The 14,177-nt window shown below is 59.1% G+C and carries 10 protein-coding genes; 3 read left to right on the top strand and 7 right to left on the bottom strand.

Annotation, left to right across the window (positions count from 1 at the left end; all coding sequences use genetic code 11):
- Positions 1-3 precede the first annotated feature (3 nt).
- Complete coding sequence (locus ASF77_RS15930; protein WP_056341300.1) at positions 4-969, bottom strand: homocysteine S-methyltransferase family protein; 966 nt, start codon at positions 967-969, stop codon at positions 4-6.
- Between the two features lie 311 nt (positions 970-1,280).
- Here ASF77_RS15930 and ASF77_RS15925 point away from each other — a divergent pair, with 311 nt between their 5' ends.
- Complete coding sequence (locus tag ASF77_RS15925; protein WP_056341299.1) at positions 1,281-2,561, top strand: cytochrome P450; 1,281 nt, start codon at positions 1,281-1,283, stop codon at positions 2,559-2,561.
- A gap of 95 nt (positions 2,562-2,656) precedes the next feature.
- On the opposite strand, the gene ASF77_RS15920 is transcribed toward ASF77_RS15925, so the two are convergent.
- Complete coding sequence (locus ASF77_RS15920; protein WP_056341295.1) at positions 2,657-4,588, bottom strand: diguanylate cyclase domain-containing protein; 1,932 nt, start codon at positions 4,586-4,588, stop codon at positions 2,657-2,659.
- Between the two features lie 280 nt (positions 4,589-4,868).
- On the opposite strand from ASF77_RS15920, the gene ASF77_RS15915 reads away from it, so the two are divergent.
- Positions 4,869-5,837 (top strand): MBL fold metallo-hydrolase, encoded by a 969-nt coding sequence (locus ASF77_RS15915; RefSeq protein ID WP_056341293.1) that lies wholly within the window; start codon positions 4,869-4,871, stop codon positions 5,835-5,837.
- A 7-nt stretch (positions 5,838-5,844) separates the two neighbouring features.
- Here ASF77_RS15915 and ASF77_RS15910 read toward each other — a convergent pair whose 3' ends face one another.
- Positions 5,845-6,963 carry a diguanylate cyclase gene (locus tag ASF77_RS15910; protein ID WP_056341292.1) on the bottom strand — a complete coding sequence of 373 codons (1,119 nt, stop codon included), beginning with the start codon at positions 6,961-6,963 and terminating at the stop codon, positions 5,845-5,847.
- 1,268 nt (positions 6,964-8,231) lie between these two features.
- On the opposite strand from ASF77_RS15910, the gene ASF77_RS23735 reads away from it, so the two are divergent.
- Positions 8,232-9,554, top strand: coding sequence for a HEPN/Toprim-associated domain-containing protein (locus ASF77_RS23735; RefSeq protein ID WP_200934191.1), 1,323 nt, complete (start codon positions 8,232-8,234; stop codon positions 9,552-9,554).
- Between the two features lie 147 nt (positions 9,555-9,701).
- Here the strand turns inward: ASF77_RS23735 and ASF77_RS24695 are convergent, their stop codons facing one another.
- The 4 genes from ASF77_RS24695 to ASF77_RS15900 all read right to left on the bottom strand — a co-directional run bounded on the left by ASF77_RS24695 (position 9,702) and on the right by ASF77_RS15900 (position 14,117).
- Positions 9,702-10,748, bottom strand: coding sequence for a hypothetical protein (locus tag ASF77_RS24695; protein WP_200934190.1), 1,047 nt, complete (start codon positions 10,746-10,748; stop codon positions 9,702-9,704).
- Positions 10,749-11,301: 553 nt separating this feature from the next.
- Positions 11,302-11,997 carry a hypothetical protein gene (locus tag ASF77_RS24565; protein WP_082493823.1) on the bottom strand — a complete coding sequence of 232 codons (696 nt, stop codon included), beginning with the start codon at positions 11,995-11,997 and terminating at the stop codon, positions 11,302-11,304.
- A 45-nt stretch (positions 11,998-12,042) separates the two neighbouring features.
- Positions 12,043-12,822, bottom strand: coding sequence for a hypothetical protein (locus ASF77_RS24560; RefSeq protein ID WP_082493822.1), 780 nt, complete (start codon positions 12,820-12,822; stop codon positions 12,043-12,045).
- 144 nt (positions 12,823-12,966) lie between these two features.
- A protein-coding gene (locus ASF77_RS15900) for an IS3 family transposase (protein WP_156648910.1) occupies positions 12,967-14,117 on the bottom strand; the annotation gives its coding sequence in 2 pieces (ribosomal slippage) (positions 12,967-13,877 and positions 13,877-14,117; 1,152 coding nt in all).
- Positions 14,118-14,177 lie beyond the last annotated feature (60 nt).

Raw genomic sequence — 14,177 nt, 5'->3', positions numbered from 1 at the left:
GGACTAGGAGGGCACGGCGCGCGCCGGCCGCGCGCCCAGGCGCTGCGCGATCGCGGCCACATGGCGCTCGTCGGTGCCGCAGCATCCTCCTACTACATTCATGCGCGGCAAGACCTGGCGCAGCGCGAGATAGTCTTCGCCCAGCGCGTCCGGATCGCCGGCGTCGAGTTCGGTCGCCTCGTCGAGTTCGGCATGGCTGCGGCGCGAGGCGTTCGCGCGCAGCCCGTGCAGGCGCTCGCGCCAGGCGCCGCTGCCCGTCAACGCCGGCGCCAGGTGGCTGGGGTGCAGGCAATTGACCATGTAATAGGCGGCGTAGCTGCCGGTCTCGGCATCGGTGCGCAGGATGGCCTCGGACAGGGCGTCGCCCGAGGGCAGGCGCCCATTGACCTCCAGCGTGAAGGAAATCGCGACCGGCATCTCGCAGGCGGCCGCCGCGTCGACGATGCCGATCGCCTCGTCGGGATAGGTCATCGTAAATGCCGCGACCATGTCGGCCTCGGTGCCGGAAAAGGTGGCGATCTGCGCCAGGTGGTAGTCGTGGGCGGCGGCAACGCTCATGCGGTGTTCGATGCGGTAGCCGTCGCCGCGCGGGCCCAGGTTGCCGCTGACGACAATCGGCGTGGCCGGGCTGTCGTAGGCGGCGCGCACGCCGGCGACCAGCGCCACCGCCTCGCGGTTGGCGTCGGCGAGGGCCAGCGCCTTGTAGCCCAGCTTCTGCCCCCAGTCGGGGTTGGCGCGCCAGGTCGGCGTTTCCAGCACCAGCCCGGCGCGGTGCGCCTGGGCCATGCGCGCAAAGCCTTCGAAGTAATTGCGCAGGGCTTCGCGACCGCGCGCGTTCCGCAGCAGCACGAAGGAAGCGAAGAAGGGCAACTCGAAATCCTGCTGGAAGGACAGTACGGTTTCCAGCCCGGCGTCGGCCAGGAACAGGCGGCCGTCGAGCTGAGGCAAGCGCTTGCGGTAACGGCTCATGGCGACTCCCGATGAACCAGGTGCGGACGCTCCTGCCACCCGACATGGGCACGCAGGCGAGGCATCCGCACCGGTAATGGCTTGGAACGCCGCGCGGCCGTCCGGTTCCCGCAGCGGCGCAACGCGCGCCTGACGCGCCGCAAGACGCCCATCGCGCCATGCCGTCGGTGTGCGCATGAACGCCAGGACGCCGATCCCGGCATCGCCATCCCGCCAGTGTTGTGTAAAACGCGACAAGCCTGCCGTGCGCGCGCCAGCGCACATTCGGAACAGGCGCGCTCTGGCACACTCGGCGCAAAAGGAGACCCATCATGAACGCGCCCCCTGCCACCGCCCTGCCCGTCCACCGCGCCATTCCCCAGGCGCAAGGTTTCGACAACACGATCGCCCTGCTTGAAGAGGGCTACCGCTTCATCGGCAACCGCTGCGACGAGCTCGGCTCGGACATCTTCGGCACCCGCCTGATGCTGCGCGCCGTGGTCTGCATGCGCGGCGAGGCGGCGGCGCGCATGTTTTACCAACCCGGCCGCTTCACGCGCAAGGGCGCGCTGCCGCCGACCGCCATGGCCTCGCTGCAAGGCCACGGCAGTGCGCATGTGCTCGACGGCGAGATGCATCGGGTGCGCAAGGCGATGATGATGTCGCTGCAGTCGCCGGCCTCGCGCGCGCGCCTGGTGGCGCTGGCCGAGGCCGGCTGGCGCGAGCGCTTCGAGCGCTGGCCGCGCCTGCGGCGCCGGGTGCTGATCCAGGAGGCGCAAGCCGTGCTGTGCCGCGCCGCCTGCGCCTGGGCCGGCGTGCCGCTGGCCAGCGTCGAAGAGGAGGTGATGCGCACCGCGGAATTCTCGGCCATGATCGACGGCGCCGGCGCCGTCGGCCCGCGTAACTGGCTCGGGCTGGCGCTGCGCCGCCATACCGACCGCTGGGCGCGCGAGCACATCCTGGCCGTGCGCGCCGGCCGTCCGACCGATCCTGAGAGTCCGCTGGCTGCGATTGCCTTCCACCGCGACGCCGACGGCGAAGTGCTCTCCAACGCCGACGCCGCCGTCGAACTGCTCAACGTGCTGCGCCCGACGGTGGCGGTGGCGCGCTACATCGTCTTCGGCGCGCTGGCCATGCACGGCTATCCGGAATGGCGCGCGCGCCTGGCCGGCGGCGACGATGCCACGCTCGAGATGTTCGTCCAGGAAGTGCGGCGCTATTATCCTTTCATCCCGGCCATGGGCGGACGCGCGAACCTGGCTTTCGACTGGAACGGCCTGCATTTCGAGAAGGGCGACTGGGTTCTGCTCGACATGTACGGCACCAACCGCCACGCCGGCACCTGGCCGGATGGCGAACTGTTCCGTCCGGAACGCTTCGCCGAACGCCCGGGCAGCGGCTTCGACCTCATCCCGCAGGGCGGCGGCGATCCGGCCCTGGGCCACCGCTGCCCGGGCGAGGCGGCCACCATCGAACTCACCAAATCGGCGCTGCGCCTGCTGGCGTCCGAGATCGCGTATGACGTTCCGGATCAGGATGTCGCCATCGACCTGGCGCGCATACCGGCTTTGCCGGCCAGCGGCTTCGTGATCGAGAACGTGCGTCGCGTCTGACACGACGGCCAGGGCTGCGTTGCAGCACCTTGCCGTACATTCGTACTGTCTTCGGCGCTGCGCCTTGCCCTGACCGCCCTGTCAGACGCTCCAGGTCAGGCGGCGTCCTTGTACATGCCGGCCTGGATGCGCTCGCAGTCGGCGTGCTCGGCCACGCGGCCGCGGCCCTGCAGCTTGGCCTCGTACATCGCGGTGTCGGCGCAGCGCAGCAGGCTGTCGGCGTCCTGCGCGCAATCCGGATACACGGCCACGCCCAGGCTGGCCGAGATGTTGAGGCTGAAGCCCTCGGTCATGAAGGGCCGGTTCAGTTCGCGCAGGATATCCTCGGCCACCTTTCTCGCATCTCCGCTGCCGTTCACCCGCGGCAGCAGCACGACGAATTCGTCGCCGCCCAGGCGCGCCAGCGTGTCCGAGGCGCGCAGCGTGGCGCGCAGACGGGTGGCAACCTGCTGCAGCAGCACGTCGCCGACGGCATGGCCGTAGCTGTCGTTGACGGGCTTGAACTTGTCCAGGTCGAAGAAGATGACGGCCAGCCGGTGCTCGGCGCGCTCGGCGGCCAGTAGGGCCTGGCGCAGGCGGTCGCGCAGCAGCAGGCGGTTCGGCAGGCCGGTCAGCATGTCGTGGTGGGCCAGGTGGCGGATCTGCTCTTCCTGGAGTTTGCGCGCGTCGATGTCGGCCACGGTGCCGACGATGCGTAGCGGCTGCCCGCCGGTGTCGCGTCCGGCGACCTGGCCGCGCGCCAGGATCCAGCGCCAGTTGCCGTTGCGCAGGCGGGTGCGGTACTGGGCCGTGTAGTCGGGCGTGTGGCCGGCGAGGTGGGCGTCGAGCGCGTGCAGCACGGCGGCCAGGTCTTCCGGATGGGACATCAGGGCAAAGGCGTCGCGGTCGAACGGCAGCAGCGTGCCTTCGGCGTCGATGATGCCCCGGGCGCTCGGCGACAGGGTCACCATGCGGTTGCCGAAACTGTAGTCCCAGACGCCCTCGCCGGCGGCGTTGAGCGCCAGCTTCCAGCGCGCCTCGGCGGCCGCCAGCGAGGCGACGGCGCGGCGGCGGTGGTCGGCGGCGGCCAGCGCGGCCCAGCCGGCCAGGGCCAGCAGCAGCGACACGGCCAGGCCCGCCATCGCCAGCACTTCCTTCTGCTGCGCATAGCGCGCGTTGGCGTCCTGCACCGATTGTCCCACCGTCACCAGCAGGCCGTACTGGGGCAGCGCGCGCCAGCCGTAGTTGCGTTCGACGCCGTCCAGGCGGCTCACACGGTGAAAGGTGCCGCCCGCCGTGCTGTTGACCGTCGTATAGGGAAAGCCGGTGAGCAGCCTGCCGCTGTCGCGCATGGTCAGGTCTTGCGTGGTGCGGGCCACGACGATGCCGTCGGTGCGCACCAGCGCGATCGAGGCATTCGCGCCCAGGTCGATGGTGCTGTAAAAGCGCGAGAAATAGGCCGGCGCGACGCCGCCGACGATCACGCCCACCGTCTTGCCATCGGCATCGATGATCGGCCTTGAAAACTGCACCGTCCAGCGGCCCGACAGCCGTCCCTTAAGCGGCTTGCCGATATACAAGCGGTCGCCACGCCCGCCTTGAAGATGGGTGGCGATGTGCTCGCGGTCGCTCAGGTCGAGGTGTCGGGGGGCGCCGGGAATGCTCGAGAACACCAGGCGTCCTTCGACATCGGTGACCACGACGTTGATGCGCAACCGGCCCTGCAGGTGCGTATTGAGTTCCGTGACGATGTCCCCGAAGTGCTCCGGATTGCGCAACCAGCTCAGCCGCAGCTGGCTCAGCGACAGGTCGATCGTGACGATGCTCGACTGCACTTCCTCGGCGAAGGCATGGGCCAGGTTCTTGACGTTGCGGTTGCTTTCGTCGCGCGCCACCTCGCTGAGCTGGTCGCGTTTATGCACCGCGAACAGCCAGACCAACGGCAGTACCAGCACGAGCAGCAGCACCAGTTTGCGCAAGACGCTGGCCCGCAGGTAGACGCGTGCATCGCGCCAGGGGCGCAGGCTGAAAGTGGTTCGGAGGGGCATGGGCCGCGGAGCGCGGCAGGCGCGCCGGCTTGGTCAAATTGACGAAAACGTATGCGGCAAATTCTACAGCCCAGCTATATGCATCACAAGGAAAAAGCAATTAGTGTTGTTTGTAGGCATCTTCCTACAAAAATCGGGATGACATATTATTTCTACCAACGCGATTTGATGAAATGTCCTGTCATCCTGACAAGCTTGTCGTTGCTCGGCAATTGTCCGCCGCCTTATCCCGGTTCGCGCATAATGGGCTGCGAACGCGCGTCAAAACAAGGATCGACACATGGAATTGCAATTCCTGGGCACCTCTTCCGGCACCCCGAGCCGCGCACGCAACGTCTCGGGTCTGGCGCTGCGCGCGTCCGGTTCGAAGCACTGGTACCTGGTCGACTGCGGCGAAGGCACGCAGCACCGCATCCTGCGCACCCATTATTCGCCGATCAGCCTGCGGGCAATCTTCATCACCCACATCCATGGCGACCATTGCTACGGCCTGCCCGGCCTGCTCGCCAGCGCCGGGCTCCTGAACCGCAGCGAACCGCTGCTGATCGCCGGGCCGCCGGCGGTCGAACGCTTCGTGCGCGGCGTAATGGAGAGCACCGAGCTGCGCCTGCCCTACCCGGTCGAATTCGCCGCCATCGAAGCCGGCTGGACGCTGGAGTCGCTGCCCGACTTCCGCGTCGAGGCGACCGAACTGTCGCACCGCGTGCCCTCGTTTGCCTTCACGCTCACCGAAAAAAGCATCGAGCGCCGCCTCGACACCGCCAAGCTCGAACGCGACGGCATCGCCTCCGGCCCCGGCTGGGGCCAGCTCCAGCGCGGCGAGGACATCGACCTGCCGGATTGCCGCGTGGCGCGCAGCAACGACTACGTCTTGCCGGGCCGGCGCCCGCGCAAGATCATCGTCGCCGGCGACAACGACACTCCGCCGCTGCTGGCCGCGCAGGCGCAGGACGCCCAGGTGCTGGTGCACGAAGCGACTTATACGGAAGAGGTGCTGCAGAAAGTCGGCCCCGGCCCGCAGCACAGCTCGGCGCGCGCCACCGCCGCCTTTGCCCAGGGCGCCGGCGTGCCGAACCTGATCCTGACCCATTTCAGTCCGCGCTACCAGCAGGTCGGCAACGGCCCCTCGATGGCCGACATCGAGGCCGAGGCACGCGCCGCCTATGACGGCAACCTGTTCCTGGCGAGCGACCTGCAGCGCTATGCGCTCGACCGCCACGGCGCCCTGACGCTGATGCTGGAAAGCTGAACGGGCCTCAGGCCAGCTGCAGCGATTCGATCCGGTCGCGGCCGTTGCGCTTGGCCTGGTACATCAGCTCGTCGGCCGCGTCGATCAGGTGCCGCAGCGGCATATCGAAGGCCAGTTGCGCCAGCTCGACGGTCGCGACGCCGAAGCTGGCCGTGGCCCGTACGCGGGTGGCGCCGTCGTTCGAGACGACCTCGGTGGCGGCGAAGGTCACGCGCAGGCGTTCAGCGAGAGCGACGCCCCCCGCCAGATCCGTTTCCGGCAACACGATCAGGAATTCCTCGCCGCCATAGCGCACCACACTGTCGATGCCTTCGCGCGTGGCTACTTGCAGGATGCGCGCGAAGCCGCGCAAGACCAGGTCGCCATCCCCATGGCCATGGGTGTCGTTGATGCGCTTGAAGTGGTCGATGTCGCACAGGACGACGGTCAGGCTGCCGGCCCACTCCCCTTTCAGCAGCTGCTCGTGCAGGTAGCGGCGGTTGAAGCAGCCCGTTAGGTGATCGCGCTCGGCTGCATGTTTCAACACCGCCCAGGAACGGTATTCCTCGCGCGACACGTGGTTGAAGCGGCGCGCGGCCAGGAAACCGAAGGTATTCACCAGCACCAGCAGCATGCCCATGGTCAGTTTATCGGGATACGACAGGTCGCCGTAAGCGGCGGCCAGCGCGACGAAAGCCAGGGTGGCGCCGACCGCCAGCTGGGTCGCATAGCGCAGGCGGTTCGGAATATAGAGGTAAATCACGACCAGCATGATCGCCAGCGACATCGCGTGCCAGTGGAACTCGTCCGGGCGCCGGGTCGAGATGAGCATGAAGCTGGCCAGTGCCACGATTTCTGCCAGCGAGGCGGCGCAGCGCATGCGGCGCACCGACAGCGCGCGCCGGTAGGCCAGCCAGGCGCCGCTGCCGGCCGTGATCGCCACCAGGATGCGCGCGGCCAGCAGCGTGCGCGTCTCCGCACCCCATCCCAGTGCGGCGAGGTCGGTGACGAAAAAGCCGAGATAGAACACGGTGCAGAACACCAGTGTGAAACCCAGCAACGACTGGGTCTGGGGTTGCTTGTGTTTGAGGAATGCGCCTTCGGTGGACGCACGCACGAACTCGCCGGTCAGCGAATTGATTTCCATGGGAGTACTCCGCGCCCTGGGCTTGCTGATCAGACCGACATTGTGCCAGCAATGTGAACCAGAAGAAATCACACATTCTCACTTTTGGTCGTTTTCCCAACTAAACAAATAGCCGGGCGGCAGCAGGCGTGGACATCCGTGCATGCGAAGCCGACGCAGTCGACGCCGCCATGACGCTGCCTGCCAGATCGCGGCCTAGGACCTTTGTAATGGCATCGGACACGCGACGCCGCTGGGGCTGATCCGGCTGCATACGCTGCGGACGGTATATCGGAAAGTGAGGATGCCAAGGCACTGGCGGTGACGCCGTAACTGGCCAGCGGCAGTTGGCACGAAGTCGCGATGGCTTGTTGCGCCAAGCGCCGATGACCATTGAATAGCTGGTGAAGCGTTGGGCTGCTGTCCGGGCTGCGGGCGACGGAAATTGGTAGGCCTCCCCGGAGTCGAACCGGGCACCAACGGATTATGAGTTTGCCAGCAAAACCAGGTCCGTAGGTAAATCGAGGTCAGGTAAGCGTAGGTTGGTGAAGGTAATAGTATACAACGAATCAATGAGTTAGCGAAATTTACGTAACATTGGAAAAAGCTACGAGTGTACCGCTGGTGTACCGGAGCTGCTACAGTCCTGTTGCTCACCGCCCGCGCCTATAGGCCCGTAATTAAGTTCACGTTAGTCGTTCGTGGTAAGTGCACACGGGCACGACATTGTCGCGAAGTATTGCCCGAGGTCTCTAATTTTTTATGCTAAAGCATGTTTCCCGTCGCTTACTACACAGTGTCGTTGCACTGGCAAAATTCCAATAAAGAAATATTTCGCTAAATTGCACTGGAAAGCACTTTTTTAGAGGTTTAGGCGGGCCTTGGAGTGAAGACGCTTACCTATCGGGAACAAGTAATTACTTTTAACATGCCACCCGAATTCTCGTGAGATAAGCCCCAACGCCTTGAGTGCCAGTTCCCCATGCTCTTTGACCGCAGCCGACATGCCGAAGTGATGCTGTTCGTTGCCCTTGCCGTACGAGTGAAGCCTTGCTACTGAATTGGCAAGATTTGCAATGCGTCCAATCTCATATGGTGGTTCTTCAAGTAGCGACGCAATTGCACAGAGAGTTGCACCGAGAATCGAATGACCGCCGTTCTCGCGCTAAACTAGTTATCGAAGAATGGACACTGCCATGGCGTTTCGGCGATGATTGGATAAACAGAACCAGTGTGACACAATAAGCTTTTTGACCCGAATACGCGCAGAGCACACAATGAGAACTGTAATGGACTTAAAGGTTGGTACCGTAGCGCTCGATTGGAGTAGGAACGGTCGGGGATACGATCACGGCGTGCTTTTTCAAGGTGGTGACCGGACGCGTCTCCGTCCTGACCAGATTAGCTACAATGATTATGAAGGCAACGACACAAAGATAGACCAGAGGGCGAAGGCGTTAGTCAGATCGTTGAGATCAACAGTACCCCGCCTGGAGCTTTTAGGCTACACAGTTGATACTGTTCGCAGACAATACGACGATTGTGCTGACGAGTGGTTCAAATGGAAGATGGAGCAGTTTGAATGGCTAACAAAGCAGATCATCAGGGATAATGCCCCTTCCTTACTGCCCCGTCGCCCGCTTCAATTCTTTGAGTTTATCGAATTCTTAACAAGACATCCTATACTCGCTTTGGACAATACCTTTGTACCACCTCGTGTGGATGATGAAGAACAACTTTCGCGCCGCTTCCAACTTGATCCTGCATTTGACCGCATTCCAAGTTCGGACGACCGTTTAGCGCATTCTGAAGCTAGTTACTTCAGTGCCTTGGTAAGAATTCTTCATCCATATGCTGTGCTACGAATGCTGGCATTGGTCGAGTCGAATCTCGCTGCTGACATTATATGGAATTATGGCCCAATGATTGAGAATGGATGGGCTGATGAGTCCGATTTCGAGCCAGGTGCGCGTCGTGAACATACATTTTTGATTGCTACTGAAGGTAGTTCGGATGTACACATTCTAAACCATGCACTCTCGTTGCTCACGCCAGAAGTTCATGACTTTTTTAGGTTTATAGATGTCAGCCAACGACATCCATTCTCAGGCACTGGAAGTTTAGTTAAGTTCGCCGAAGGTCTGGTTAAGATCGACTTACAGAACAAGCTTCTTGTCCTCTTCGATAATGATGCGGAAGGATGGGGAGCCTTTGGGGAAGTGCAGAGATATAAGTTGCCGCCCAACATGCGTGCGATGGTATTACCTGAACTTGATGAATTTCGTGAATTCCCAGCACTTGGCCCGCAAGGCATAATGGACGGCGACATAAACAGGCGCGCTGCCGCTATCGAATGTTACCTCGACTTGCGCCTTAAAGGAAAGCCTGACGCAAGAGTCATATGGACAAACTATAAAAAAGAACGGGAAGTGTATCAGGGAAGTTTAGAATATAAGGATACCTACACCCAAGAATTCCTTGGCCAAACTCAGCAAACACTCTTAAAAGGAAATTATGACGCGACTAAATTACACGTAGTTCTTAATCATATTTTTCGAGAATGCCAACTAATTGCTGAGACCACTGCTCCGATCGAGCAATATTGGCACTAACCATATTGTCCATCTGAATGTCAGTGCGGCATCGAATGAGCATTATACATCGCGCGCAACAGGTTCATTACTACAGTCGAAGTAACGCGATGTATAACTTACTACTGCATAAAAGCCGTTCGACTATATCCCAAGCTTGTCGTCCATTTATGCCATGGCCGTGCACTCACCGATACGTATCCTATTTCGCTTCATGAACTGCTCCATATCCGACCATGTTGAGCACAAACTCGCTATGTCAACATTCTCGCCTTCACCTTGATGAAGTTCTTCGTGAAAGTCTGGAAGTTCACAAAGCGGAACAAGACTCTCCTCAGCTTTGTACGCGCGAATAGCCTCTAAAATTTGATTATGCTTTTCAGGATTGCTGCCAGCGAGCTCTGTTAACCCTTTGATAAAACCTTGTGGATCGAATGAGTACATATGCAAGGTATCGGCGCGCGTCTTTTCTTGCCATCGCTCAAATCCGACTCCCTCAAGCGCATTCATTAAGTTGTTATTAGTAACTTCACTAACTGTTCGATTCCATCCCAACTCTGCAATGACCGATAAAAACGTTTTGCTAACGCCTGCGTAATTTACATTCCCCCCTTCTTTAACTAGCAAAGTCCGTATTTTACTTGCCGTCCACATTGAAGGAGTCACCGAAATTTGCCCAAATATTTTCTCCCGAAAATCCTCGCGCGGCTGCCTGCCGGAGAGAAAGTCAACCAGTGCCTGAAATTCGGCAGAACGCTTCCCTGATCCAGACTGGTTAATTTGCAGTAACCCGATACCACTATTACCAAAACGTGGCGCAATAAAACGCATGCAGGCGGGCTCAAAGAAGGGACTTTCGCCCTCTTGTTTAAGCCAATAGAACATTAAATCGAGTTGCGGATCTTTATAAGGATTATATTCACGATATATTTGATACAAATAGCCTTGCAACTTCGAGAGCTGCCCCTCGATATCAAATAATTCATTCACCTCGTAACTGACTTGCATTTCGGCCCGCAAACGCTCAATCATCAGCAAGCCGCTACGTATATCTCCACTAAACCCTATATACAGATTTTTATATACTCGATGCAGTTTTCGTACGCAATTAAAGTATTTTGGGGGTCGAGATTTATCTAAGTACTCAAAAGTTGCTTGAACGTCCGCGACGCATACCAATCCGTTAAAAGCAGTAGCTCCGACTAACCAGGTCAATTAATCTCTCCTTTGTGATTCCTCTTGGTCTGCAAGATTTCCGCAGCTCTGTTACAAAAGGATCAAAAATCGCTATCGATACAATATTTTATGAAATACCCGCACTAATAAGAGCGTGAACTCGACACCGCTTAACGGAAATCAAGTGTGCCAGTAAAAGCGAATCTGTAGTAAAGCAAGGTCAAGTGAGCATAGGTTGATAAAGGCAACAATATACTACGAATCAATGCAATGGCCTGGCGTGAAAACAGATCAAGAATCGCCGCCAGGTCAACCAACCTCATGGGTACGGATGTACTGATGTCCGTGCAAATGACGAACCGCATAGACTGGCGTATAAAGCAGTTTTCTCAATAACGGGTTCGGCGGTTACGCCTCCTGGAGACGGTCGGCCAATCAAGGCATCTTTGGTCTATGGTCTTGGTTTCGCCCACCTGTACCCTGCAGGCATCTAGAGCGCCTAACGGAAGTGTCCGTGAAGACTTGGGAATGCCATGATCAGCACAACGCACACGGACTTGTGTAATGCTCTAGAGCCTCACTCGTAGCGAGATTATTGGTAGTCGTCTGCTAGCCCACTACTGAACAACACTTCTGCATCTTGGGCAGCGGAAATCGCTGCGCGTACGTCTTGTCGCTTCAAATCAAGCGTGCGCAGCTTGCCCTTCACCTGAGCAATGGACTCGATCCGTCGGAAAAAATTCATATGATTCCCTGCGTACAACGCCAACCCTTGTAGCTTAGGCAATGCATCATCAAGGTGCAGCCCATGTGGGTCAATTAGGTCAACTACCGGCATGCCATCTTGCTCAGCGAAAAAAAGGAAGTCAGGCCGAACGATCCTATAATGGCCAGCTTTCTCGTACGCAATTCCGAGTGAAGATTGTCCTGGCTGCGACGGATTGCGATACCAGAATAAAAAGCCATTCCGTTTGGACTCGGCCTCCACGACCATTGGCTCCCACGTGCTCTTAAACTCAGCAGGATAGGTTCCAGCCTGATCGCATAGTAGATGCCTGTCCCAGACCGGCAAACTCTTGACCTCGTCTTTCTCGCGTACTTTAGTTGCTTCATAACGGGCTTCTGGCTTTACCAATCCCATATCTTGCGGTTCGGTACTCATTTCAATGATCTGCCGATAAGACTCCTTGCGGTCGTCGCTCAGAGCGTGAATCTGCGCCTCAAATTTCGATAGCCAAGCCTTCGCCAGCCTGTCCGCCTCTGCATCAAAATAGGCCTGCGCTTCCATCACAAGACCCAAACCAGCAACGGTTACACGGGATTCAACAATGGCTTACAAAAACGCTTCAGGGTCATCATCGCGATCAGCTATCTTGCTAGCCAGATGGTCAACATAGGATTTTGAGATTGCAGGGCTGAAGATACGCGCAGCACGACGGTAAGCATCGTCGATCACTGCCACGTCAGCATCCTCCCAAAATTGTTCCAGACTCCGGCCCTTGCCCAACATATCCGCTTTTACGGTCTTGCCCTCTACCACTAGCACCGACTGGCGCTTACCCCTGATCTTGTCTACGTTGTCTGCTTGAAATCTGTCAAGGGCCTCATGCATTTGAGAATGCGCGAAATTGCCAGCGCTGAATAGAATGCCATCGGAGGCCAACTCATGCGCCAGCGCAGTTAACCTAACTGCAGGTTTTGCACCACGCTGCGGCCGGGTCTGTGAGGGCAAGGCCTCGAATGCCTCCCACACAGTAGCAGGCACAGCAGGGTTTGGCTTCACTTCCACATAGTCAGTTAAGACGCGCCCAGGCGTTGCTGAGTCTTTCCCGGTCGTCAATTCATCAACCACCTGCTCCACGGCCTGGCGATTGAACTTTGGCAGCAGGCAGTCCACCGCATTCAAGCGGTCATTACCAGGAATCCGGCGGGCCAACGGCGAACGTACCATACGACCCAGAAGCTGTGTAATCTGGGTCTTGTCATTCACTGTGCGGAAAGAGACCATGACCTCTGCCCGTGGGCAGTCCCAGCCGGTGCTAATGGCATCCTTTGCAATCAGTACACGCACCCACTTCGATTCCTCGACGCGCTGCGGCTCGATGTAGGGCACGTCTCGGTTTCCAAAACGCTGAGTAGTGAATCGCCACGAGTTTCCTAGACACTCGCGAGCCGCTTGAAATACTGCTTTTCATACTCGACCGGCGACAAGTCATTGCTGAAGCTGTGCCGGCGCTTNTGAATCGCCACGAGTTTCCTAGACACTCGCGAGCCGCTTGAAATACTGCTTTTCATACTCGACCGGCGACAAGTCATTGCTGAAGCTGTGCCGGCGCTTCGGATTGTAAAACATCTCGATGTAATCGAAGACATCCTGCTTTGCTTCTTCTCGGGTGCCATATGTCTTGCGTCGGATTCGTTCCCGTTTCAGGAGCTGGAAGAAGCTYTCGGCGACGGCGTTATCGTGGCAGTTTCCTCGTCGGCTCATGCTTTGCTGCAGATTGTGCTGATCCAGGAAGTCGCGCCAGTCGTAACTACTGAACTGACTGCCCTGATCAGAATGCACCATCACCGTATTCTTGGGTTGCCGACGCCAGACGGCCATCAAGAGCGCAGTCATCGCAAGCTCGCGATCGATTCGAGAACTCATCGACCAGCCGACCACCTGACGCGAAAACAGGTYCAGTACAACGGCCAGATAAAGCCAGCCTTCGTAAGTGCGAATGTACGTGATGTCCGTCACCCAAACGCGGTTCGGTTCCTGTACGTCGAACTGGCGCTGTAGATGATTACGCGCCACCAGCGAAGGGGCACCGCCGCGTTTATATTTCCGCTTGGCGTAGCCGGTTTGCGAATGAATTCCGGCCGACTTCATAAGACGGTGGACGCGATTGATACCGCATTGTTCACCAAGCTCGCGCAGGTCGTCGCTGACTTTGCGATAACCGTACACGCTGCCGCTTTCCAGCCACGATTCCTTGATGGGAACCAGAAGGCGCTTGTCTTCCCTAGCACGATTGCTTTCGGGGTTCAGGCGCCAGGCATAGAAGCCACTCGGATGCACCTCAAGCACTTTGCACAGCCGGCGCACCGGGAATTGGTCCTGTAACTGAGCAATTAAGGTGTACCTTACCCGGACGTCTTGGCAAAGTACACCGCGGCCTTTTTCAATATGTCACGCTCCTCCGTGACGCGCTTCAGCTCGGCCTTCAGGCGCCGCATCTCGTCGGACCGGCTATCAGCAGCCTTTCGCTCCGCCTCGGGCACGCCGTAGCGCTTCGTCCAAGCGTACAGACTGTGGATGCTTATCCCGAGCCGTGCCGCTACTTCGCTCGCTGGGTGACCGCCCTGTGCCACCTGCTTGACCGCTGCAATCTTGAATTCCTCTGTGTACCGCTTTCCACTCATACCTTCTCCTTGTGCCCGACATTATGGCTCAGGAGTGTCTACTGAACTCGTGGCGATTCA

The sequence above is a fragment of the Massilia sp. Leaf139 genome (assembly GCF_001424165.1).
Lineage (GTDB): Bacteria > Pseudomonadota > Gammaproteobacteria > Burkholderiales > Burkholderiaceae_D > Telluria.
This window is presented reverse-complemented; position numbering and strand designations above follow the sequence as displayed.

Coding starts and splice junctions, on each gene's coding strand:
- ASF77_RS15930 (WP_056341300.1), bottom strand. CDS start 969: ATGAGCCGTTACCGCAAGCGCTTGCCTCAGCTCGACGGCCGCCTGTTC.
- ASF77_RS15925 (WP_056341299.1), top strand. CDS start 1,281: ATGAACGCGCCCCCTGCCACCGCCCTGCCCGTCCACCGCGCCATTCCC.
- ASF77_RS15920 (WP_056341295.1), bottom strand. CDS start 4,588: ATGCCCCTCCGAACCACTTTCAGCCTGCGCCCCTGGCGCGATGCACGC.
- ASF77_RS15915 (WP_056341293.1), top strand. CDS start 4,869: ATGGAATTGCAATTCCTGGGCACCTCTTCCGGCACCCCGAGCCGCGCA.
- ASF77_RS15910 (WP_056341292.1), bottom strand. CDS start 6,963: ATGGAAATCAATTCGCTGACCGGCGAGTTCGTGCGTGCGTCCACCGAA.
- ASF77_RS23735 (WP_200934191.1), top strand. CDS start 8,232: ATGGACTTAAAGGTTGGTACCGTAGCGCTCGATTGGAGTAGGAACGGT.
- ASF77_RS24565 (WP_082493823.1), bottom strand. CDS start 11,997: ATGGAAGCGCAGGCCTATTTTGATGCAGAGGCGGACAGGCTGGCGAAG.